This is a genomic window from Amycolatopsis sp. NBRC 101858 (assembly GCF_030269325.1).
Classification (GTDB): domain Bacteria; phylum Actinomycetota; class Actinomycetes; order Mycobacteriales; family Pseudonocardiaceae; genus Amycolatopsis; species Amycolatopsis ponsaeliensis.
This window is the reverse complement of the sequence record NZ_BSTD01000001.1, coordinates 809,461-831,201: the sequence shown is the minus strand read 5'-3', so window position 1 is coordinate 831,201 and position 21,741 is coordinate 809,461. Positions and strand designations below refer to the sequence as shown.

At 71.0% G+C, this 21,741-nt stretch carries 18 protein-coding genes; 8 read left to right on the top strand and 10 right to left on the bottom strand.

Features of this window, described 5'->3' with window-relative positions:
* Positions 1 to 64 precede the first annotated feature (64 nt).
* Positions 65 to 1,429 (bottom strand): WS/DGAT/MGAT family O-acyltransferase, encoded by a 1,365-nt coding sequence (locus QSK39_RS03960; protein WP_285476296.1) that lies wholly within the window; start codon positions 1,427 to 1,429, stop codon positions 65 to 67.
* A gap of 134 nt (positions 1,430 to 1,563) precedes the next feature.
* Here QSK39_RS03960 and QSK39_RS03955 point away from each other — a divergent pair, with 134 nt between their 5' ends.
* Genes QSK39_RS03955 through QSK39_RS03930 form a run of 6 tightly spaced genes read left to right on the top strand, consistent with a single transcriptional unit; the run spans position 1,564 to position 9,563 of the window.
* Entirely contained in the window at positions 1,564 to 2,703 is a 1,140-nt protein-coding gene (locus QSK39_RS03955) for an NAD(P)/FAD-dependent oxidoreductase (protein WP_285476295.1), read from the top strand.
* Between the two features lie 44 nt (positions 2,704 to 2,747).
* Positions 2,748 to 4,370, top strand: a complete 1,623-nt coding sequence (locus QSK39_RS03950; protein WP_285476294.1) for a thiamine pyrophosphate-binding protein — start codon at positions 2,748 to 2,750, stop codon at positions 4,368 to 4,370.
* Positions 4,367 to 6,397, top strand: a complete 2,031-nt coding sequence (locus QSK39_RS03945; RefSeq protein WP_285476293.1) for a hydantoinase/oxoprolinase family protein — start codon at positions 4,367 to 4,369, stop codon at positions 6,395 to 6,397. Before QSK39_RS03950 ends, QSK39_RS03945 begins: the two co-directional genes overlap by 4 nt.
* Positions 6,394 to 8,094: a hydantoinase B/oxoprolinase family protein gene (locus tag QSK39_RS03940; RefSeq protein ID WP_285476292.1), complete on the top strand. Its 1,701-nt coding sequence runs from the start codon at positions 6,394 to 6,396 to the stop codon at positions 8,092 to 8,094. Before QSK39_RS03945 ends, QSK39_RS03940 begins: the two co-directional genes overlap by 4 nt.
* Position 8,095: 1 nt before the next feature.
* Positions 8,096 to 8,881, top strand: coding sequence for an SDR family NAD(P)-dependent oxidoreductase (locus tag QSK39_RS03935; RefSeq protein ID WP_285476291.1), 786 nt, complete (start codon positions 8,096 to 8,098; stop codon positions 8,879 to 8,881).
* A gap of 4 nt (positions 8,882 to 8,885) precedes the next feature.
* Positions 8,886 to 9,563 carry a GntR family transcriptional regulator gene (locus QSK39_RS03930; RefSeq protein WP_285476290.1) on the top strand — a complete coding sequence of 226 codons (678 nt, stop codon included), beginning with the start codon at positions 8,886 to 8,888 and terminating at the stop codon, positions 9,561 to 9,563.
* Here the strand turns inward: QSK39_RS03930 and QSK39_RS03925 are convergent.
* Positions 9,553 to 11,472, bottom strand: coding sequence for an NPCBM/NEW2 domain-containing protein (locus QSK39_RS03925; RefSeq protein WP_285476289.1), 1,920 nt, complete (start codon positions 11,470 to 11,472; stop codon positions 9,553 to 9,555). The genes QSK39_RS03930 and QSK39_RS03925 overlap by 11 nt on opposite strands.
* Positions 11,473 to 11,583: 111 nt before the next feature.
* A complete protein-coding gene (locus QSK39_RS03920; RefSeq protein ID WP_285476288.1) occupies positions 11,584 to 13,542 on the bottom strand; it encodes an NPCBM/NEW2 domain-containing protein in 1,959 nt (652 codons plus the stop codon).
* Between the two features lie 135 nt (positions 13,543 to 13,677).
* On the opposite strand from QSK39_RS03920, the gene QSK39_RS03915 reads away from it, so the two are divergent.
* Both QSK39_RS03915 and QSK39_RS03910 read left to right on the top strand, forming a co-directional pair.
* Positions 13,678 to 14,874 carry a CaiB/BaiF CoA transferase family protein gene (locus QSK39_RS03915; protein ID WP_285476287.1) on the top strand — a complete coding sequence of 399 codons (1,197 nt, stop codon included), beginning with the start codon at positions 13,678 to 13,680 and terminating at the stop codon, positions 14,872 to 14,874.
* Between the two features lie 403 nt (positions 14,875 to 15,277).
* The gene (locus tag QSK39_RS03910; protein WP_285476286.1) at positions 15,278 to 16,546 is read left to right on the top strand and encodes an aminotransferase family protein; all 1,269 of its coding nucleotides are present in this window, start codon (positions 15,278 to 15,280) and stop codon (positions 16,544 to 16,546) included.
* Between the two features lie 67 nt (positions 16,547 to 16,613).
* On the opposite strand, the gene QSK39_RS03905 is transcribed toward QSK39_RS03910, so the two are convergent.
* The 7 genes from QSK39_RS03905 to QSK39_RS03875 all read right to left on the bottom strand — a co-directional run bounded on the left by QSK39_RS03905 (position 16,614) and on the right by QSK39_RS03875 (position 21,625).
* Complete coding sequence (locus tag QSK39_RS03905) at positions 16,614 to 17,051, bottom strand: VOC family protein (RefSeq protein ID WP_285476285.1); 438 nt, start codon at positions 17,049 to 17,051, stop codon at positions 16,614 to 16,616.
* The gene (locus tag QSK39_RS03900; protein ID WP_004561810.1) at positions 17,030 to 17,227 is read right to left on the bottom strand and encodes a hypothetical protein; all 198 of its coding nucleotides are present in this window, start codon (positions 17,225 to 17,227) and stop codon (positions 17,030 to 17,032) included. Before QSK39_RS03900 ends, QSK39_RS03905 begins: the two co-directional genes overlap by 22 nt.
* 121 nt (positions 17,228 to 17,348) lie before the next feature.
* Positions 17,349 to 17,852 (bottom strand): GNAT family N-acetyltransferase, encoded by a 504-nt coding sequence (locus QSK39_RS03895; RefSeq protein ID WP_285476283.1) that lies wholly within the window; start codon positions 17,850 to 17,852, stop codon positions 17,349 to 17,351.
* A gap of 31 nt (positions 17,853 to 17,883) precedes the next feature.
* Positions 17,884 to 18,669 (bottom strand): IclR family transcriptional regulator, encoded by a 786-nt coding sequence (locus QSK39_RS03890; RefSeq protein ID WP_353051051.1) that lies wholly within the window; start codon positions 18,667 to 18,669, stop codon positions 17,884 to 17,886.
* Between the two features lie 121 nt (positions 18,670 to 18,790).
* Positions 18,791 to 19,486, bottom strand: coding sequence for a 3-keto-alpha-glucoside-1,2-lyase-like domain-containing protein (locus tag QSK39_RS03885; protein WP_285476281.1), 696 nt, complete (start codon positions 19,484 to 19,486; stop codon positions 18,791 to 18,793).
* A 79-nt stretch (positions 19,487 to 19,565) separates the two neighbouring features.
* Complete coding sequence (locus tag QSK39_RS03880) at positions 19,566 to 21,116, bottom strand: PH domain-containing protein (protein WP_285476280.1); 1,551 nt, start codon at positions 21,114 to 21,116, stop codon at positions 19,566 to 19,568.
* Positions 21,113 to 21,625, bottom strand: a complete 513-nt coding sequence (locus QSK39_RS03875) for a PH domain-containing protein (protein ID WP_285476279.1) — start codon at positions 21,623 to 21,625, stop codon at positions 21,113 to 21,115. Before QSK39_RS03875 ends, QSK39_RS03880 begins: the two co-directional genes overlap by 4 nt.
* Positions 21,626 to 21,741 lie beyond the last annotated feature (116 nt).

Genomic DNA, 21,741 nt, shown 5'->3' with positions numbered 1-21,741 from the left:
GCGGTGGCCAGAGCAGTTCGGAAAGTTTCCTTCCGATGGCGCAGCGGGGTGCCGATCAGCGGGGCTACTTGACCGCCGCTTCCAGCTCCACCAGCGCGGTGTCCAAGTGGGTCAGGATCCGCTGCAGGTGCGGCACGCTGCGGCGGCAGCCCGTGACGCCGAAGTCGAGGTTGTCGCCGTTGCTGGTCAGGGTGATGTTCACGGCCTGGCCGTCGAGCAGCACCGACGCGGGGTAGATGCCGTCGAGTTGCGCGCCGTTCCAGTACATCTGCTTGCGTGGGCCGGGCACGTTGGAGATCACCAGGTTGAACGGCGGCCGCGTGTTGTTGACGATGCCCGGGATCGGCGAGACGCCGAGCTGCGCGACGTTAACGGCCGATAACAACAGCGTCTGCAACGGCGTCAGCTCCGAGAACAGCCGCTTGCCGTTGCGCATCGACTGGTGGATCGTGACGAGCCGCTTGCCCGCGTCCGGCAGGTCGGTGGCGAGGTTGCACAGCAGCGCGCCGATGTTGTTGCCCGCCGCCTCGCCCGGGTCGTTCTGGCGGCGCAGCGACACAGGCACCATCGCGACCAGCGGTGCGTCCGGGAGCGCGCGCTGCTCGATGAGGTAGTCCCGCAGCGCGCCCGAGCACATCGCGAGCACGACGTCGTTGCGCGACACCCCCGCCGCGCTGGCCACCTTCCGGACGCGGTCGAGCGACCACGACTGCGCCGCGAACCGCCGCGCGCCGCCGATCGGCACGTTGAACATCGTCCGCGGCGCCTGGCCCGGCAGGGTCACCGTGTGTTCGCCGAACGCTTCGCGCGCCACCTTGATCGCGGCCGGCGCCAGCCCCGCGAGCTGGTTGGCGGTCTTGCCCGCGGTCTCCAGGAACGAGCGGGGGCGCTTGGCGGGCTTTTCGCCGGGTTTGCGCCGGCTGCCCCACCAGGGCGGGCAGTCGAGGTCCGCAGGATCGTCCGACAGCGTTCCCTGCAGCTGGCGCAGCGCCGACACGCCGTCCATCAGCGCGTGGTGGACCTTGGTGTAGACGGCGAACCGGCCGTCGGCCAGCCCTTCGATGAGGTGCGTTTCCCAGAGCGGCCGGTGCCGGTCGAGCAGGGTGCTGTGCCAGCGGGACGTCAGCTCCAGCAGCTCGCGGATGCGGCCCGGCTGCGGCAGCGCCGAGTGGCGGAAGTGGTAGTCGAGCTCGAGGTCGGTTTCGGCGCGCCAGGCCACGTGTCCCATCGTGTTCACGGGACGCGCGGGGCGGCGCCGGAAGACCGAGCGCATGTTGTCCGATTCGAGCAGCGAACGGCGGGCGTCGCGCAGGTAGTCCGGCCCGGCGCCGTCGGGCTTCTTGAACAGCTGGAGACCGCCCACGTGCATCGGATGCTCGCGTGTTTCGACCAGGAGGAACATCGAGTCGGTCACGGGCATCATCGCCATGGGACATCACCTTCCGCACTCGGCACGCCGACTCTACGCGCTCGGCGGCCGACGGTGGATCACGTTCTACATTGGCGAGTATGACCGTCCGCGGCGCTGGGGAAACGTCCTTGCTTTCGATTACGCAGCCACCGATGGCCGAGTGTGTCGTGATCGGCGGCGGTGTGATCGGGGTGAGCTGCGCGTTCCGCTTGGCGGAAGCCGGCGTCGACGTCCTGCTGCTGGAGCGCGACGGGCTCGGCGAGGGCTCGACGGCGAAGGCCGCGGGCGGCATCCGGTCGTCGTTCACCAACCGCGTGAACGTCGAGCTGGGACTGCGCGGGCTCGCCGCGTACAGCGCTTTCTCGCGCGACTTCGGAGTCGAGATCGACTTCCGCCGCGACGGCTACCTCTACCTGCTCACCGACCCCGCGGACGTGCGTGCAATCGGACATTGCTCGGAGCTGCAGCGCGAGTACGGCGTCCGCAGTCACCTGCTGGACCCGGCTGAAGTCCGGGGTGTCCTCCCGCTGCTCGAGACGGCCGGGATCATCGCCGCACTCTGGTCTCCGGACGATGCGAAGGCGACGCCGGACGCCGTTGTCCAGGGCTACGCGAAGGCGGCCCGCGCGTGCGGCGCGAAGCTGCGGACCGGGGTCGAAGTCACCGGGATCGAGCGCGACGGCGATACGTTAACCGGCGTTAACACGACGGCGGGGTTCGTCCGGACCGGCGCGGTCGTGTGTGCGGCGGGTGCGTGGTCGGGACGGATCGGCGAGCTGGCCGGCCTCGACCTCCCGGTCCGCCCGTTCCGGCGCCAGGTCGTGTTCACCGGGCCGGTGCCCGGGCTGCCGGACGCGGTGCCGCTGACCATCGAGATGCCCTCGGCGTTCTACTTCCACCGCGAGGGCCCGGGCCTGGCCATGTCGTTCTGCGAGGACGACGGCTTCCCGGGCTTCGGCACGCAGTACGAAGCGGGCGACTGGCTGCCGCGGCTGGCCGAGCTGGCGGGCCGTCGCATCCCGGCCGTGCTCGACGCCGGGATCCGCACCGCCTGGGCCGGGTTGTACGAAGTGACGCCCGACCGCAACCAGATCGTGGGGGAAAGCGTCCTGCTGTCGCGGTTCTTCTACGCGACCGGCTTCTCCGGGCACGGGTTCCAGATGGGACCGGCGACCGGCGAGCTGATCCGGGACCTCTACCTCGGACGAGAGCCGGCCGTGGACATCACCGGGCTCGACGTCCGGCGGTTCGCGAGCGCCGATACCGCACCGGCCGAGCACAACATCGTCTAGGGGCTGATTGCCAGATCGTTCAACGATCTGGCAGTATCCGCGCCGTGGCTGTGAGTGGTGCTCGGGAGTTGGTGGACGCGCTCGAAGGGCTGGGGACGGAGATCGTTTTCGGCCTCCCGGGGGTGCACAACCTGCCGTTGTGGGAGGCGCTCGCCGAGACCCGCATCAAGCTCGTCGGGGTCCGCCACGAACAGACCGCGGGCTACGCGGCCGACGGCTACGCGCGCGCGACCGGCAAGCTCGGCGTCGCCCTCGTCACCACCGGCCCGGGGGCGGCCAACACCCTCGCCGCGGTCGGCGAAGCCATGGCGTCCGCGGCTCCGGTGCTGGTCATCGCCACCGACATCCCCTCGACGCTGCGGCGCCCCGGCGTCGTCCGCGGCGTGCTGCACGAGACGTCCGACCAGCAGGCGATGTTCGCGCCGGTCACCAAGGGCGGCTTCACCGTGCGGGCCGCCGACCAGATCGGCACCACCGTGCACCGCGCGGCGCGGCTCGCGCTGCAGCCGCAGAGCGGCCCGGTCTACCTCGGCGTGCCCACCGACTACCTGCGCGAGACCGTGCCGCACCGGCGCCCGCCCGCGCCGCACCGCAAGCCCGACGGCGACGTGCCGGACCTCGCGCGTGCCGAAGCACTGCTGTCCGACGCGGAGCACCCGCTGATCTGGGCCGGCGGCGGCGCGCTGCGGTCCGGGGCGGGCAACGCCATCGGTGCGCTCGCCGAGAAGATCGCCGCGCCGGTCATCACCACGTTCGGCGCCCGCGGCCTGCTCCCGCTCGACCACCCGTGCCTCGCCCCGAACCCGGTGCACACGCCGGAGGTCGGCGAGCTGTGGGACGAGGCCGACGTCGTGCTCGCCATCGGCACCGACTTCGACGGCCTGATGACGCAGAACTGGCGGATGCCCCAGCCGCGCAAGCTCGTCGCGATCAACGTCGACGCCGACGATGCCGCCAAGAACTACCCGCCGGACCTGACGCTGGTCGGCGACGCGCGCGCGATCGTCGAGCGGCTGCTGCCCAAGGAACGGCCGGGGCTGGACGACATCACGCTGCGGCTGGCCGGCATCGGCCGCCGGGTGCGCCAGCGCATCCGCGACGAAGAGCCGCAGGCCTACGACTTGCTGTCCACTTTGGACGAGGTGCTGCCGTCGGACGCGGTGATCGTGTCCGACATGTGCGTCGCCGGCTACTGGGTCGGCGGCTTCCACCGGGTGCGGGCGCCGCGCAAGCTCGCCTACCCGATGGGCTGGGGCACCCTCGGCTACGGCTTCCCGGCGTCGCTCGGCGCCGCCGCGGCGGGCGTCGGGCGCGCCATCTGCATCACCGGCGACGGCGGTTTCCTCTACGCCTGCGGTGATCTCGCCACGCTCGCGCAGGAACAGCTGCCGGTCACGGTCGTCCTGGTCGACGACGGTGGCTACGGGATGCTGCGCTATGACCAGGAACGCGAAGGCCTCCCGCGTCGCGGAGTCGACTGGGACAGCCCGGACTTCGTCGGCCTCGCACGGTCCTTCGGTGTGCACGCCGACCGCGTGTCCGGGTTCGGGCGTGCGTTCCGGCGGCTGCTCGGCGAGTTCGTCGAGTCGGACGAGCCGAACGTCTTGGTCGTGAAGGCCAAGCTGAAGCCACCGCTGAACACGTCGCCGCGGTGGTACCGCACATGAGGATCGGCGTCGACATCGGTGGCACGTTCACCGACCTCTGCGCGGTGGACGAGACCGGGATCGTCGCGGTCGGCAAGGTCCTCACCACCCACGACGAGCCGGCGCGCGCGGTCGAGGTGGGCCTCGATGCGCTCCTCGCGGACGCGGGCATCGCGGCGGCGGACGTCGAGCAGGTCGTGCACGGGACGACGCTGGTGACGAACGCACTGATCGAGCGCAAGGGATCGCGCACGGCGCTGCTCGCCACCGCGGGCTTCCGGGACGTCCTGGAGATGCGCCGCGAGCACCGGTACGAGCTGTACGACCTGCACATCGAGCTGCCCGCGCCGCTGGTCCCGCGGCACCTGCGCTTCGACGTCCCGGAACGGATCCTGGCCGACGGTTCCGTCCACATCGGACTCGATGAGGGGTATGTCGCGCGGCTCGGGAGGGAGCTGGCGTCACGCGGCATCGAGGCGGTCGCGATCTGCTTCCTGCACGCGTTCACCAACCCCGCGCACGAGCGGCGCGTGGCCGAGATCCTGGCCGAGGCGGCGCCCGGACTGCGGGTCGCGCTGTCTTCGGACGTCGTCCCCGAGATCCGCGAGTTCGAACGGACGTCGACGACGGTCGCGAACGTCTACGTCCAGGACCTGACCGAGCGCTACCTGCGCGACCTCGAACACCGGCTGCGGCGGCTCGGGATCACCGGCGCGCCGCACATCATGCTGTCCAACGGCGGACTTGCCACCGTGGACACCGCGGCCCGCAACCCCATCCGGATCCTCGAGTCCGGTCCGGCCGGAGGAGCGCTGGCCGCTGCGTCGATCGGCCCCGCGGACCTGCTGGCCTTCGACATGGGTGGCACGACGGCGAAGCTGTGCCTGATCGCCGGCGGCGCGCCGCTCGTCACCCACCAGTTCGAAGTGGACCGCAAGTACCGGCTCCTGCCCGGATCCGGGCTGCCGGTGCAGGTGCCGGTCATCGACATGATCGAGATCGGCGTCGGCGGTGGGTCGATCGCCCGGATCGACGCGCTCGGCCTGCTGACCGTCGGGCCCGACTCGGCCGGGTCCGAACCGGGCCCGGCCTGCTACGGCCGCGGCGGCACCGAGCCGACGGTGACCGACGCCGACCTGGTCCTCGGCTACCTCGACCCGGTGTACTTCCTCGGCGGCGGCATGAAACTCGACGCCGCGGCGGCGCGCGAGGCGATCGGCCGTATCGCCGGGCCGCTCGGCGTGAGCGTCGAAGAGGCCGCGTGGGGCGTGTTCACGAGCGTTAACGAGGACATGGCGAACGCCGCCCGGGTGCACGCCGTCGAGCGCGGCCAGGATCCGGCGAAGCTGCCGATGTACACCTTCGGCGGCGCGGGCCCGGTGCACGGCGTCGGGGTCGCCCGCGCGCTCGGGGCGCCCTCGGTCGTCGCGCCGCCCGCCGCCGGCGTGCTCAGCGCGGCCGGGTTCCTCACCGCGCCGCTGGCGTTCGACTTCGTCCGGTCGGCCCGCGCGGCCGTGCACGATCTGGCGTGGGAGCAGGTCGACGCGCTGTTCTCCGAGATGGAAGCCGAGGGCACGGCGCTGCTCGCCAAGTCCGGAGTGGACGACGTGACCCATCGGCGGGTCGCCGAGATGCGCTACGCCGGGCAGGGCTACGAGATCCGTGTCCCGGTCCGCGGCGGCAGCTGGCCGGACGCGCTGATCGACGAGTTCACCGCCACCTACCGCGCGCTGTACCGGCGCACGGGTCCCGAGGTCGGGGTCGAGGTGCTGAACTGGCGGGTCGTCTCCAGCGGTCCCGCGCCGGACGGCACGCTGCGGCTGCACGCGCAGGTCACCGGTGGTGACGCGCGCAAGGGCACGCGGAAAGCCTACTTCCCCGCAGCCGGGGGATTTGTCGACACGGCCGTCTTCGATCGGTATCTGCTCCAGCCGGGCACCCGCGTCGACGGACCGGCCATCGTGGAGGAACGCGAGTCCACAGTGGTCGTCCCACCCGGTGCCCACTGCGTCGTCCGAGGTGACGCGGCACTGGAGGTGACGGTGTGACCGTCGACCCCATCCTGGTCGGGCTGTTCGGCAACCGGCTGCACTCCATCCTCGCCGAGCAGCAGAACGCACTGGTCAACACGGCTTTCTCGGCCGTGGTCCGCGAATCGCTCGACCTGGCCTGCGCGGTGTTCGACTCGCGCGGCGAGATGCTCGGCCAGTCCGTCGGCGGCACGCCCGGGCACATCAACGCGATGGCCACCGGCATGCACCACTTCGTCGCCGCCTACCCGCCGGAGACGCTCGAACCCGGCGACGTGCTGCTCACCAACGACCCGTGGCAGACGGCCGGGCAGATCAACGACATCACCGTCGCGACGCCGGTGTTCCGGCGCGGCCGGCTCGTCGCGTGGTTCGCGTCCTGTTGTCACGCGCCGGACATCGGGGGCCGGCTCGTCTCCGCCGAAGCCCACGAGGTCTTCGAGGAGGGCCTTCGGCTGCCGATCCTCAAGTTCCTGCGCGCGGGCGAGGTCAACGCCGATCTGGAACGGCTGATCCGGGCCAACGTCCGGACGCCGGAGGAGACCATCGGCGACCTGTACGCGCAGGTCACCGGCAACGAGGTGGGCGCGGCGAGCCTGCTGAAGCTGCTGGACGAGTTCGGGCTCGACAGCCTCGACGACGTCGCCGCCGAGATCATGAACCGCTCCGAGAAGGCCCTGCGCGACGCGCTTCGCGAGCTGCCGGATGGCATCTACACCAACGAGATCGGCACGGACGGCTTCGACGACGAAGAGATCGTCCTGCGTGTGACGGCCACTGTGGACGGTGACGAGATCCACCTCGACTTCGCGGGGTCGTCGCCGCAGAGCCGACGCGGGATCAACGTCGTGCTCAACTACACGCGGGCGTACGCGTCGTTCGCGGTCAAGGCGGCGATCTCGCCGGAGGTCCCGCACAACGCCGGGTCGTTCCGTCCGGTGCACGTCACCGCGCCGGAAGGCTCGGTGCTGAACTGCCTGCCGCCCGCGCCGGTCGCGTCCCGGCACCTGATCGGGCACTTCCTGCCGTCGCTGCTGATCGGCGCCTTGCCCGGCGCCGCGATCGCGCCGAGCGCGGACGCGCTGTGGATGACGATCTGGCGTGGTCCCGGGTTCATGCTCAACGTCTTCCAGACCGGGGGCATGGGCGCCCGGGTGGACAAGGACGGGCTGAACACCACCGGATTCCCCAGCGGCCTGCGCTCGACGCCGACCGAGGTCATCGAGACGATGGCGCCGCTCGTCCAGCGTTCACGCGAGTTGCGAGTGGACTCGGGCGGTGCCGGGCGGTGGCGCGGCGGCCTCGGCCAGGTGACGACGATGACCGCGCGCGACCAGGATTCCTGGAGCGTCAACGGGAACGTCGACCGCGTGCGCGCCGCGGCGTCCGGTGTGGACGGCGGAACGCCCGGTGCGGCCGGTCGGTTCGGGCTCCACGAAGGTGAAGACCTGCCCGCGAAGAGCCGGGTGACGTTGGCGCGCGAGTCCGTTGTGGACGTCACGCTGCCCGGCGGAGGTGGCTACGGGCCGCCGTTCGCGAGGCCGGTGGAGGCGGTGCTCGACGACGTCGTCGAGGGGTACGTCTCGGTGGCGGCGGCGCGTGCGGTGTACGGCGTCGAAGTGCGCTACCTCGGGGAACCGGACGCGCTCGTCCGGCTGCCCGAGGACTACGAGGTGGACGACGAGCAGACAGCTCGGTTGAGGGCAGGGGAGTGACATGAGTCGGTTGGCCGGCAAGGTGGCGGTCGTCTTCGGTGGCGCGCGGGGCATCGGCCTCGCCACGGTGAAGGAGTTCCTCGCCGAGGGGGCGACGGTGTTCGCCTCCGACATCCGTGAGCCCGCGGAACAGGTCGACGGCTACCGGCACTCCATAGTGGACGCCACCGACGAGGACGCCGTCGGAGCGTTCGTCGACGGCGTGCTCGCCGAAGCCGGCCGCATCGACGTGCTGGTCAACAACGTCGGCATCCACCTCGGCAAGCCCCTCGCGGACACGACGCTCGCCGAGTTCGACAACATCTTCGCGCTCAACGTGCGGGCCGCCTTCCTCGGCACCCGCGCGGTGCTGCCGCACATGATCGAGCGGAAGGCCGGCAGCATCATCACGACGTCGTCGAACGGCGGCGTGATGGGCCGCCCCGGCGACCCGGTCTACAACGCCACCAAGCACGCGCTGGTCGGGCTGACGAAGTCGATCGCCGTCGCCCACGCGCACCAGGGTATCCGCGCGAACACGGTGAACCCGGGCGCGATCGACACCGACATGCTGCGCAGCACGCTCAACTCGCCTGAGGAGTTCGAAACCAAGCAGCACCAGCTCGTCGCGAGCACGCCCGCGGCGCGCGTCGGCGAGGCGTGGGAAGTCGCGAAGGCCGTCGTGTTCCTGGCCAGCGATGAGTCGCGGTTCATCAACGGCGTCGTGCTGCCGATCGACGGCGCGAAGGCCGCGGGCGCCATGCCGGGCAACCGCTACAGCCTCGACTTCGAACTCGGCGTCAGGTAGCGCCGTGTCCGTCGATCCCTCGGGGCTGGAGAGCGAGCGGCACCTGCTCGAGCGCAGCGGCACGGCCGAACGGGTCGCCGCGATCCTGCGGCAGTACATCACCGACGGCGTCTTCGCCCCCGGTGAACGACTGTCCGAGCCGGTGATCAGCTCGGCGCTCGGCGTCTCGCGCAACACGCTGCGCGAGTCGTTCCAGCTGCTCGCCCACGAGCGGCTGGCGGTGCACGAGCTCAACCGCGGCGTGTTCGTGCGCGAACTGACCGTCGAGGACATCGAGGACCTCTACGTCGTCCGCCGCGCCACCGAATGCGGTGCCCTGCGGCGGGCGGCCGAACGGTCCGCTGTAGACCTGACGCCGGTCGAACAGGCACTTCGGGACGGCCGCGCGGCGGCCGCGGCCGAGGACTGGCCGGCGGTCGGCACCGCCAGCATCCACTTCCACCAGGCGCTGGCCGACCTGGCCGGCAGCGAGCGCATCTCCGCGACGATGCGCCAGGTGCTCGCCGAGACGCGGTTGTTCTTCGTCCTCAACGAGAACACGCGCGAGTTCTACGAGCCGTTCCTGGAGTGCCACGAGCGGATCCTGCGCGACCTGCGGTCGGGCCGGTTCGGCGTCGCCGAGGCCGCGTTGGACCGTTACCTCCGCGACGCCGAAGCCCTGCTGCTGGTGCTCAGCAGGTGAGGTTCGGGGCGATCCAGTCGGCGAACTCGCCCGCCGCCCCGTCCCCGCCGTCGTCCACGGCGATCGCCAGCTGCTGGACGCCGGTGACCGGGACCGTCACCTTCTGCGCTTTGACGCCGGGACGGGACAGTCCCGTCGCGAACAGCTCCCGGCCGTCGCCCAATACCCGGAAGGTCACCGTGGCCTGCGGGCTCGCCGCGTCGTCGACGCCGTACTGCGTGGTGAACGTCTTGCACTTCCCGCCGGGGTACAGCCGGACCACCGACGGCGCGTGCACGCCGATGCCGCTGTTCGGCTGGTACCCGACGCCGCCGACGGACATCGCGCGCCCGTTGTTCACGCTGCCGCGTTCGACCACGCCGAGCCCGTTCTCCGAGTACAGCCACGGCCGCGTCGACACGAACGTCGTGCCGGTCGCCGGCGCGGACACCAGCGGTACCTCGGCCGAACCCGCGGCGGTGCGCGGACCCACCTCGGTCGTGTAAGTGCCGTTCGCCGCGACCAGCACCTTCGCCGCCGGGGTTCCGGTCGGCCGGAGTGTGATGTCCCGCGTCACCGTGCTGCCCGGCGAGACGCGCGGGACGGTGACCTGCGCGGACCCGTCCAGCTGCCAGCCGGCCGGCGCGGTGATCGTGTACTGCGCGTCGGTGATCGGGGTGTCGCCGTCGTTGGTCAGCGTCACCGTGCCGTCGACCGCCTGGCCGGCCAGGAACCCCTCCGGCAGCTGCACGCCCAGCGTCACCAGCGGTTCCGCGGGGACGGGCTGCCCGGGCCACACGCGCAGGAAGACGCCGGACAGCGCGGGCACGGACGCACGCAGCGTCCCGGTGCTGGTCAGCTCGGCGCCGGTCCAGAGGTTCCGGACGCGGTAGGCGGACGCCGCCGCGATGCCGGACTCGGCGAGGGCGAAGGGGATCGTGCGCGCGTACCCGCCGCGGTTGAGCAGCAGCACGGCGACCGAGCCGTCGGTCATCGGCTTCGCCCAGATCTCGCCTTCGCTCAGGTCGCGGACCTTGCGCCCCGGCGTCCCGGACCAGTCCTGGTCGACCGCGATGACGTCCCGGTTGCCGATGGTGTCGAGCGGGAACGACTCGTTGGGCATGAGCGGCGCGTTCAGCAGCGCCCACAGCGAGAACTGCGCGCGCCGGGGCGCCGGGTCGAGGAAGCTGAAGTTGAGCTGGCCGGGGTCGCTCCAGCCGCCCGTACCGGTGCGGCCGGCGAGCGCGGGCTGCTTGTCGACCTCGTTCATCACGGCCGCGAGCGGCTCGGTGAGGGCGGCGTTGAGCTGCCACGTGTGGGCGCCCGCGGCGGGCGCCCACTCCCACTGGCGGTAGCCGGGCGGGAGCATGTCGAGCGTCGCGAGCGTGATCGGCCGGCCGGTCTGCTTGAGCGCGTCACTCATCTTCTTCACGCGCGCGGCGGCGTCGTTCTCGCCACCGCACGTGTCGTATTCCAGGTAGTCGACGCCCCAGTTCGCAAACGTTTGCGCGTCGAGGTCTTCGCGGTCGCGCGAGCCGGGCATCGAGCTGCCGCAGATCAGCGCGCCGGTGCCGCTGTGCAGCCCGAACTTCAGCCCGTTGGCGTGCACGTACGCGATGAGCCCGGGCAGGTCCGGATACTTCGCGATGTCCGATTGCAGCTTCCCGTCGGCGGTGCGCGTCTTCGCCGCCCAGCAGCTGCTGATGTTCACGTAGGTGTAGCCCGCGTCCCGTAAACCGCTGTTAACCAGCATGTCGACGGCGGCGCGGACCTTCGCGTCGTCGATCCGCGGGCACTGGTTCCAGCCGCGCGACCACGAGATCCCCATCGGCGGGGTCGCGGCGATGACGGGTTCGTCGGCGGCCGCGGGGGCGATGACCGCGCCCGCGAGACCGAGCAACGTGAGCAGCAGGACGCAGAACCGGCGCATGGGACCTCCCGGGGCCGCGGACAAGACGCCCAGGGTAAACCGGCAGAAGGGAGAAAACGCCGCCCCCGGACGAGTGGCCGGAGACGGCGCGTGGTGCGTGAATTCCCGTGCTCAGCAGGTGATCGTGGCGTCCGCCCAGTCGGCGTGGTCGGAGTCGTTGGTGTCGCCGCCATCGGTGACGACGAGGTCGAGCACCTGAACGCCGGCCAGGTTCGCCGCGAGCTGCCGCGCGGGCAGGCCCGCCGTCATGACGTCGGTCGCGGCGAGCTCCTTGCCGTCGCCGAGGACCCGGAACGCGACGCTGCCCTTGGCCTTCTCGTCGTCGTGGCCGACGGACGCGCCGAACGCCGTGCAGCCGCCGCCGAGGTAGAACCGGACGCGCGACGGCGCGTGGACGCCGAGGCCGTCGTCGTAGGTCACGCCGCCGATGGTGATCTTGTGCCCGTCACCGGCTTTCGACTCGCCGTTGCTCGTGCCGCGTTCGACCGGGCCGTAGCCGTTCTCCGCGGAAAGCCACGTCGCCTTCGACAGGGGTGTCACACCCTTCGCCGGTGGGACCACGAGCGGTGCGCCGCCGTCGGCGGTTAACGAGCGTTTACCCCAGGCCGTCCAGTATGCGGCTGTCGCGGTCAGGGTCACGCGGTCGCCGCCCGGGGTGATCGGCTTGACGGTCCAGGACCGTTGCCACGACCGGCCCGGCGCGACCGCCGGGACGAGCACGTCGGCGCGGCCGTCGAGCTGCCAGCCGGCCGGGGCGGTCAGCTTCACCTGCGCGGCGACGAGCGGGGTGCTGCCGTCGTTGGTGAGCTTGAGCGTCGCGGTGAACGGCTTGGCGGCATCGGCGAAGTCGGGCGTCTGCACGGTGAGCGTCGACAGCGGGGCCGCGTTGGGGAACTTCGCGGGCCAGACCCGGAACACGGCGGCGCCGTGGCTCGGCACCGACGCCCGGAGCGTGCCGGTGGACTCGGTTTCGGCGCCGGTCCACAGGTCGCGGACGCGGTAGTCGCGGGCCTTCGCAAGGCCGAGTTCGGCGGTGATCGCGGACATCGGCGCCGCGGTCAAGCCGCGGTTGAAGAGCACGACCGCGGCCGAGCCGTCGGACATCGGCTTGGTCCAGACCTCGGTGTCGCCGTCGTCGCGCAGGCGGTAGCCCTGCTTGCCCGCCCAGTCCTGGTCGAGCGCGATGATGTCCTTGTTCTCCAGGATCTTCTTCGTCGTGTCGGACATCGAGCGCAGGTCGTTGCCGGCGAGCAGCGGCGCGTTCATCAAGGCCCACAACGCGAAGTGCGCCTGGTACTCGGTGGTCGTCATCTTGCCGTTGCCGACTTCGAGCATGTCCGGGTCGTTCCAGCCGCCCGGCCCGGAGTAGCCGGCCAGCGGGACCTGCTTGTCGAGGATCCCGGTCATGCTGCTCCAGCTGTCGCTGATGTCGCCGGTCGTGCGCCACACCTGCGCGCCGGCGTCCTTACCCCACAGCCACGGCTGGTTCTCGCCCCACTCGCAGAGCGCGTAGAGGATCGGGCGGCCGGTCTTCTTGAGCGCTTCGCCCATCTTCGTGTAGCGCTCGATCGCCGGGCGGCTCTGGTTGTTGCAGTTGTCGTACTTGAGGTAGTCGACGCCCCAGTCGGCGAACGTCCGCGCGTCGACGTCCTCGTGGTCGAGACCGCCGGGCATGGTCTTCTGGCAGGTCAGCGTGCCGGCGCTGGTGTAGATGCCGAGCTTGAGCCCGCGGTCGTGGACGTAGTCGGCGAGTGCCTTGATGCCGCTGGGGAAGCGGGCGTGGTTGGCCTCGAGCTTGCCGTCGGCGGTGCGGTTCTGTTCGGCCCAGCAGTCGTCGATGTTGACGTACTGGTAGCCGGCCGCCTTCAGGCCGGAGCTCACCATCGCGTCCGCCGTCTCGCGGATGAGCTCTTCGTTGATGTCGCAGTGGAACTTGTTCCAGCTGTTCCAGCCCATCGGCGGGCGAGCGCCCAGCTGCGGTGGCGGGGGTGGTTCGGCGGCTTGGGCCGGGGCGGGGGACGCGATCGCGGCGGCCACGACGGCGGCCGCGAGCCCGAGAAGAAGACGCATGATCCCTCCAGGAGTGCGCAACTCTGCACAAACTCACTCAACAACAAACACCATCGATAGGTCGGATGTCTACGGCCGTTAGGAGGAACACCTTGCGGAAATCCGGGCCGTGGGAGAGAAAGGGCCGTGACTTCGATGCCTGCTGACCACGCCGGTCTCCGCCCGCTGGACGGGATCAAGGTCGTCGACCTGTCCCGCATCCTCGCCGGGCCGTACTGCACGCAGTATCTCGGCGAGATGGGGGCGGACGTGGTGAAGGTCGAGCCGCCCGGCCACGGCGACGACACCCGCGGCTGGGGGCCGCCGTTCGTCGGCGAGAGCGGCGAAGCCGTGTACTACCTCGCGGCGAACCGGAACAAGCGCGGGATCGTGCTCGACCTCAAGAGCGACCGCGGCCGCGAAGCCCTCCGACGTCTGGTGGCCGACGCCGACGTGCTGGTCGAGAACTTCCGCCCGGGGACGCTGGAGAAGTGGGGGCTCGGGTATGCGGCTTTGTCGGATCTGAACCCGCGGCTGATCCACGTGTCGATCACCGGGTTCGGGCAGACGGGCCCGTACCGCGACCGCGCGGGCTACGACCTGGTGGCCCAGGCGCTCGGCGGCGTGATGTCGCTGACCGGCGAGCCCGGCGGTGCGCCGGCGAAGGTCGGGCTGCCGGTGGCGGACCTGAACGCGGGGACGTGGGCGATCATCGCGGTGCTGATGGCGTTGCAGGCCCGGCACACGACCGGCCGCGGCCAGTACCTCGACGTGTCCCTTTTGGACAGTCAGCTGGCGTGGCACGTCTACGCCGCGGGTGCGGTGTTCCACGACGCGCCGCGCCCGCGCCGGATGGGCTCGGCGCACCCGAGCATCGTCCCGTACCAGGCGTACCCCGTGTCGGACGGCTGGCTGATCATCGCGGTGGGCAGCGAAAAGCTGTGGCACGCGTTCTGCGGGGTGCTCGAGCTGGGCATCGCTTCGGACGCGCGGTTCTCGTCGAACGCTCTCCGGGCCGCCCACCGGGACGAGCTGAACGCGCTGCTGGAGCCGGTGCTGAGGACGCGAACGGCGGCGGACTGGCTGAAGTCCTTCGACGCGGCGGGCATTCCGGCGGCCCCGATCAACGAACTCGACGACGTGTACGCGGACCCGTGGACCGAGGCCCGTGACCAGGTGGTCCGGTTGCCGCACCCGACGGTGGGAACGTATGTGGGGACGGGGTTCCCGGTGAAGGCATCGGACACCCCGGCGCGTCCGACGTCGGCGCCGCCGACCTTGGGGCAGCACACCGCGGAGGTGCTGGCGGAGCTGGGGTATTCGGCGGAGGAGATTGCGGAGTTCTTGGACTGAATGGCGCAGGACGCCGATCGCCCACGCGGCGAGGCCCGGCACCAGCTCAGGATCGGACCGGGTGCGCCCGGAGAGCGGGAACCACCACGCGACGGTGCCGGCGCGGGGAAGGCGAGGACCGTCGGGCCGGTCTGCGCCTGCCGGAGCGCGCGGTGAAGACCCGGCGGCTCGGTGGTCGCCTTGTGAAGCACTTCCCGATTCCGCCGGGCGAGCGGGCCGAGGTGGTGGTCGTCGGTTTGCCACCGGCGTGGGATGCGCACCCTCACGAGAGCGGCGGGGCGGCGTCGCCGTTACCGGTTGCGGTGCCGTTCGGGCCAGTCCCGCGCCGTGAAGTGTGCACGATGGAGTGTTCGCGCTCGTCGCTTCGCCCTGGTAGGGATGGGGGACGGACTGAGGAGGACCGATGTCAGCACAGCACGCCCTTTGGCACCCGTTCGCCGACATGGGCGCGGTCGACGGCGATCGGATGGTCATCACCCGGGGTGAGGGCTCCTACGTCTGGGACGACGCCGGCCGCCGGTACTTCGATGCCACCGCGTCGCTCTGGTACGCGAACTTCGGGCACGGGCGGCCCGAGATCACCGAGGCCGTCACGAAGCAGCTTCGGACGCTCGATTCGTACAACCTGTTCGGCTACAACGCGAACGAGCCCGCGATCGAGCTGGCCGACCGCGTCGCCGCGCTGGCGCCGACGCCCGGGTCGAAGGTCTTCTTCGGCTCCGGTGGCGGGGACGTCATCGACACCGCCGTGAAGCTCGCGCGAGCGTACTTCGCGCACACCGGACGTCCGGAGAAGGTGCACGTCATCGGCCGTGCGCAGGGCTACCACGGCACGCACGGCTTCGGCACCGCCGTCGGCGGCATCCCGGCCAACGCGGCCGGCGTCGGGCCGCAGCCGCCGGAGTTCTCGCACGTGCCGTTCGACAGCGCTGCTGCCTTGGAAGCCGAGATCGAGCGGGTGGGCGCTTCCCGCGTCGCGGCCTTCTTCTGCGAGCCGGTGATCGGCGCGGGCGGTGTGCTGCTCCCGCCGGACGGCTACCTCGAGGAGGTGGCGGCGATCTGCCGACGTCACGACGTGCTGTTCGTCGCGGACTGCGTGATCGCGGCGTGGGGCCGGCTCGGCACGTGGTTCGGCATCGACCGCTGGGCGGTGCAACCGGACATGATCACGACCGCGAAGGGCATCACCGGCGGCACGATCCCGCTGGGCGCGCTCGTGGTCGCCCCGCGGGTGGCGGAGCCGTTCTTCACGGGCACGCCGGGCGCCCCGATCTTCCGCCACGGCGCGACGTACGCGGGGCACCCGGTCGCGTGCGCGGCGGGCCTGGCGACGCTGGACATCTACGAGCGCGACGGCCTGATCCCCCGCGGTCGCGAGCTGGAGAAGCCCCTGGCCGACGCGGTGTCCGGGGTCGCCGACCACGCGCTGGTCGCGGAGGTCCGGGCAGTCCTGGGCTTCCTCGCGGCGGTCGAGCTGACACCGGAGGTCATGGACGCCGACCCGGGAGCGCCGGTGAAGCTGCAGCGCGCGTGCCGGGACGAGGGCGTGATCGTGCGGAACCTCGGACGCGGGGTCGCGGTGTCGCCGCCGCTGATCGCGGGCGAGCCGGAGCTGGACCTGCTGGCCTCGGCACTCCCGAAGGCCCTGGACCGCCTGGCGGCGCAGAGCTGACGCGGTGAACGACTCTTTCCTGTCCTCCGACAGCAGGAAAGAGTCGTTCACGACGTCCGGGCGCCGCTCACGAAATGCAGAACTCGTTGCCCTCCGGGTCCGCCATCGTCACCCAGCTGTGCGGCCCCTGCCGTCCGCGGTGCAGGAACTTCGCCCCGCGTGACGTCAGCTTCTCCAGCGTTGCCTCGACGTTGTCCGCGCCCACCCACACGTCGATGTGGAGCCGGTTCTTCACCGTCTTCGGTTCCGGAACCTCCTGGAAGAGGATCCGCCGGGGTGGACCCTCGGGTGGGGAGTCCGGGTGGCGGATCGCCGCCCCGGTCCGCCACACCAGTGATCCGTGGTACGTCCGGGTTTCCTCCTCCTTCGCGTACCCCTTCGCGATCATCTCGCGGATGAAGTCCTCGTCCGTCGGTTCCACCGGCCAGCCGAGCGTCTCCGCCCACCAGTCGGCGAGCACGTGCGGGTCGGCCGTATCCACCACTACCTGGAAGTCATGCGCCATACGGGCACGTTAACGACCGAGTCCGACATTTTCCGGAGCATCGGGTCCTCGGGGACGACCGTGAAGCGCCACTTGTCGACGCCGCCGCCCATGATCTCGGCGTAGCGGCGGGCGCCGTCGGCGTTGGCGAACCGCACCTGCTGGCCGTTCGTCAGGTGGGTGATCTTGACCGCCATGACAACCTCCGAAGTCTGTGGGCCGGCCCAGGAGCTTCCCCCTCCGAGGCCGGCGAGCACAGTAGAACACACGTTCGACCGGGTACGCCAGTGGATCCCCCACGCAGGTGAGAACCCCAGGTCAGAGCGGTCGGATCATCGCCACGCGCGGCCAGGCGTCGAGGCCGCGGGCCGCCTCCGCGTGGCGGATCGCCCGCAGCCCGTCGCCGATCTCCCAGTCCGCCAGCACCCGGAACCGCAGCCGCTCGTAGTACGGCGCGTTCCACGGCACGGCCGCGAACGTCGTGAGCGTCAGTGCCGGCAACCCGCGCGCGGCCGCCCATTCGGCGAGGGTCTCGATCAACGCGCTGCCGAGCCCGCGCCGCGCGTGCGAGGGCCGCACCGAGACCTGCTCGACGTGCGCGTGCCCGTCGACGACCTCGGCGACGAGGTAGGCCACCGGCTGGTCGGCGTCGTCCACGCTCACCCAGGCCCGGCCGGCGGACTGGTAGACCGCCAGTTCCGCCACCGAGCCCGGGTCGTCGTCGGCGATCGCGGCCATGTCGACGGCGCGGAAGAGGCTGCCCGCCTCGCGTTCGATGCCGATGAGGGCGGGCAGGTCGTCGGGGCGCGCGAGCCGGATCACGAACGCATTCGTACGCGTCCGGCCGGGATTTTCACAGCGAATAAGACGAAATCGTGCGCTGGATGCGGTTCGCGTACCCCTGCAAGGCCGTGATCGCGGTGTGCCGGGCCTCGTCGGTGATCCGCGCGGCCGGGCCGGCCAGGCTCAGCACGGTCGGCCGCCGCCCGTAGGTGGGCACCGGCACCGAACACGCCCAGACGCCTTCGTCGATTTCCCCGGAACTGACCGAAAACCGGTTCTCCAGCGCGTGCTTCAGCTCGTCGCGCACGATCGTGCCGCGCTGCTCGACGATCGGTGCCAGCCGCCGGTCGCGCTCGATCTCCGGCAGCAGCGCGAGCAGCATCTTCCCCGACGCGCCGACGCCGAGCGGCACGGAATGCCCCGGCTCGAACGTGAACCGCATGGCGCGGTCGCACTCGACGCGGTCCGCGCACACGGCGGCGTCGCCGAACTGCTGGAAGAGCATCACCGTCTCGCCGAGCTCGCGGGCCGCTTCTTCCATGGACGGCTTGGCCAGCCGCACGAGGTCGTTCGCCAGCTGCGCGGCGCGCGCGAGCGGCATCACCTGGCTGGTGAGGTGGTAGTGCCCGGCCCGGCCCTCTTCGAGCAGCTGCAGCTCCTTGAGCAGTGCGACGTAGCGGTAGGTCGTCGCGACCGGGGTGCCGATCGTCGCGGCGAGCTCGGCGACGCTGGCCTCCCAGCGACGTTCGGAAAAGGCGAGGAGCAGCTGGAGGACCTTCCGGGAACTGCTGGCACCGGGGGTGCGGCGCGGTGCGGTGGTGGCGGAACCGTCGACGGCACTGACGGCAGGCGTCATCATGACCTCTCGGTGAGACAAAAACGACCTTCGCTATCACACGGGGTGAATAAATTAGCACGTTGTGTTAAACGAAGGCCAGCAATCCGCCGACCACCCCGCCTTTTGGGAAAACCGCGGGTCAGAGCGTGAGGAACTCGCCCGGTTTCGTCACCACCGGTGACTCGACGTAGAGACCGCGGTACTCGTCCTGGATCCCGGAGTTGTGGACCTGCAGCGCGAGTGGTCCGACGCGCCCGGCGGTCTTGTCCGTGAACCGCAGCACTTCGACGCCCTTGCAGGTCACGGCCGTTCCGGTGAGCGGGCAGCAGGCCATCCGGGCCACGCCGGTGGCCGCGTCGCCGATCAGCTCGCACTGGGCCCACTTCTTGATGTCGATCGTGGTGTGCGGCAGCTGGGTGAACAGTTTGCCGCCGCCGTCGTTGTGGCCGGGCCGGTAGTCCCAGTGGCCGCCGTTCGGCGGCTGGAACTGGATGGCGCTCAGCGCGTCGCGGATCGGATCGGTGGTGCCCCAGATCAGCACGGTCGGTTTGTGGTTGCCCTTGACCTGCCGGACATTGAATATCCACCGAAACGTGCCGACCTGCGTTTTGTTGTAGTACAACCAGCCGCGTGCGGTGCCATTCCCGTGGATGACGCCGTTCTTCGCCGACCACAGCCCGGTCTTGGACGATGTCCAAGGGCTCAAATCGGAGCCGTCGAACATCGAGACCAGATTCGGGTCACCGTAAGGGTTGTCCGCCGCCTGCGCGGCCGGGGCGAGTACCGAGCCCGCGACGATTCCCGCGGCCAGCACGCCAAGGAGCTTCCGGAACATCCTGCCGTCCTCTCGACGAACGCGATGGGCATTACGTTCGGACGGCGGATTTCACGCTACGAGCCGCGCGGGTGGAGCGTCAACCGCGGTCCCGCTCATCGGTCAGGAACGGTGTCAGCAGGCCCGGCACGGCCCGGTCGGCCAGCGCGAGCCCGGCGGACTCGCCGACGTCGAGCACGCGGTAGTGCCCCTTGCCCGCGGCGACCGGCGCGATGATCGTGACCAGCCCGGCCCGGCGCTGGAAGTACGAGCGTTCGACGACGACGCCGGTCATGCCGTCGCAGCGGACCGCCGCGGTGCCGCGGTCGAGCGAACCCGAGCGCGTCACGAGGTAGCGGCCGGTGAGGGCGTGCCCGAGGCCGCGGTAGCGGTCCCAGCCGACCAGCGCGGCGAACGGCAGCAGCACGAGCGCGGCCTGCCACGGCCAGTCCGGCAGCGCACCGAGCCACGCCAGGCCGTACAGCGCCGCGGCGAGCAGCAGCACCCCGACGATGGCCCGCGAGAGCCGCCGGTACAGCGCCCGTCGCGGGTGGCGCACCAGCGGCGTCGCGGCCGGGTCCTCACCGAGCACCTCCGCGACGACCTCGTGGGCCTTCGCCAGCGGCGCGGGCGGGAGCAGCAGCCCGCCGCTCTTGTCCGCGCCCTTGCCCTCGCGCAGGCCGCCGGCGATGGCGACGCAGCGGGCGCCGCCGGCCAGCCGCAGCGGCAGCGGCTCACGGATTTCCACGCCCCGCAGGCGGTCCTCCTCGATCGACACCGAGCGCGTCGTGATCAGGCCGCGCCGGATGTGCAGCGTGCCGGCGGGTTCGCGGGTGAGCCGGAAGTTCCAGAACGACAGCACGTACCCGCCGATCGACAGCAGCGAGACGAGCACCAGCAGCCCGGCGGCGGCCAGCACCAGGCTCACCCACGTCGGCGTGTCGGCGAAGTGCCCGACGACCGTCTGGACCAGCGAGAACTGGATCGGGTCGAAGTGCAGTTCGTGCGCGAAGTGGTAGACGGTGCCGACCGCGGCACCGACCACCGCCAGCCCGGACAGCGTGAACGGCGCGTACCGCAGCCACTTCTTGTCGACCACGGCGACGACCTGCTCGGGCGGCGCGGGTGCCGCGGCGGTGTCTTCGGTCGCCGTCTCCACGGCCTTGCGGTGCAGCAGGAGCGTGCGCAGCCGCTGGGCTTCCGCGACCGTGACGGCGTCGAGGACGAGCTCGTCCTTGCCCGGCCCCTTGCCGTGCGAGTGCCGTCCGGTGCCGATCCGCGCGGCCGCCAGCTTGAACAGCCGGTGCTTCGGCTCGGAGGTGACGTCGACCGTGCGGATCCGGTCGCGGGGGATGGCCCGCTGCTTGCGCAGCAGCAGCCCGGTGTGCCACTCGACCTGGGTTTCGGTGATCCGGTAGCGCGAGGTCAGCACGTGCGAGACGCCGGTGCACACGGCGATCGCGGTGAAGACGAGACCGATCCACTGCCACGGCTCGCCGTGCCCGACGAGCAGCGCGCCCAGCAGCACCGGCAGCGACCGCACCAGGTCCAGCACCGGCCGGATGAGCAGCATGCGCCGGTCGAGGCGGTGCCACGGCGCTTCGCGCGTGCCCTCGGCGGGCAGCGTCACGACGGCTTCGGGGCTGCTCATGTCGCGTCGCCCCGGATCGCCTGCGTCGTCTTCGTGAGCTCGTCGGCCAGTTCCAGCGCGCGGTCGTGCCGCAGGCCCGCGATGCGCAGCGGACCGGCCGCGGACGCCGTCGTCACGGTGATCTTCGCCAGCCCGAACAGCTGCTCGAAGGGGTCGCGCTCGATGTCGACGGTCTGGATCCTCGACACCGGGGCGATCCGCCACTCCTGCTTCAGCCAGCCCGCCTGCGTGTAGACGGCTTCGTCGGTGACCTCCCACCGGTGCACTCGGTAGCGCCACTGCGGCATCACGATCAGGTGCAGCGGAGCGAGCACGCACGAGATGATCAGCGTGACGTCGAGGAACGCGGGCGGATCGTCGCTGGTCACGACGATGACGGTCTGCACCCCGATCAGCACGATCCAGAGGATGGCGGCGGTCGCCGTCCAGTAGCCGATGGCCCGGCGGCTGACCCGGTGCGCGGGCGGCCGGAGCCGCAGCGCCGCTGTGTTCGTGCTGTGTTCGCTCACACCGTCAAGCGTGCCCGATCGGCGCCTTGCGTGCCCACGACAAGTGTCACGATGGCGATTCGGTCCGTCCTCGATCGCTTGCCGTTACGATCGGCCACACCGTCGGAGGAATGGAT

What these genes read in the sequence shown, in the direction of transcription:
- QSK39_RS03890 (WP_353051051.1), bottom strand. Translation starts at nt 18,669, where the DNA reads ATGACGCCTGCCGTCAGTGCCGTCGACGGTTCCGCCACCACCGCACCG.
- QSK39_RS03925 (WP_285476289.1), bottom strand. Translation starts at nt 11,472, where the DNA reads ATGCGCCGGTTCTGCGTCCTGCTGCTCACGTTGCTCGGTCTCGCGGGC.
- QSK39_RS03920 (WP_285476288.1), bottom strand. Translation starts at nt 13,542, where the DNA reads ATGCGTCTTCTTCTCGGGCTCGCGGCCGCCGTCGTGGCCGCCGCGATC.
- QSK39_RS03945 (WP_285476293.1), top strand. Translation starts at nt 4,367, where the DNA reads ATGAGGATCGGCGTCGACATCGGTGGCACGTTCACCGACCTCTGCGCG.
- QSK39_RS03900 (WP_004561810.1), bottom strand. Translation starts at nt 17,227, where the DNA reads ATGGCGGTCAAGATCACCCACCTGACGAACGGCCAGCAGGTGCGGTTC.
- QSK39_RS03960 (WP_285476296.1), bottom strand. Translation starts at nt 1,429, where the DNA reads ATGGCGATGATGCCCGTGACCGACTCGATGTTCCTCCTGGTCGAAACA.
- QSK39_RS03955 (WP_285476295.1), top strand. Translation starts at nt 1,564, where the DNA reads ATGGCCGAGTGTGTCGTGATCGGCGGCGGTGTGATCGGGGTGAGCTGC.
- QSK39_RS03905 (WP_285476285.1), bottom strand. Translation starts at nt 17,051, where the DNA reads ATGGCGCATGACTTCCAGGTAGTGGTGGATACGGCCGACCCGCACGTG.
- QSK39_RS03915 (WP_285476287.1), top strand. Translation starts at nt 13,678, where the DNA reads ATGCCTGCTGACCACGCCGGTCTCCGCCCGCTGGACGGGATCAAGGTC.
- QSK39_RS03880 (WP_285476280.1), bottom strand. Translation starts at nt 21,116, where the DNA reads ATGAGCAGCCCCGAAGCCGTCGTGACGCTGCCCGCCGAGGGCACGCGC.
- QSK39_RS03935 (WP_285476291.1), top strand. Translation starts at nt 8,096, where the DNA reads ATGAGTCGGTTGGCCGGCAAGGTGGCGGTCGTCTTCGGTGGCGCGCGG.
- QSK39_RS03910 (WP_285476286.1), top strand. Translation starts at nt 15,278, where the DNA reads ATGTCAGCACAGCACGCCCTTTGGCACCCGTTCGCCGACATGGGCGCG.
- QSK39_RS03885 (WP_285476281.1), bottom strand. Translation starts at nt 19,486, where the DNA reads ATGTTCCGGAAGCTCCTTGGCGTGCTGGCCGCGGGAATCGTCGCGGGC.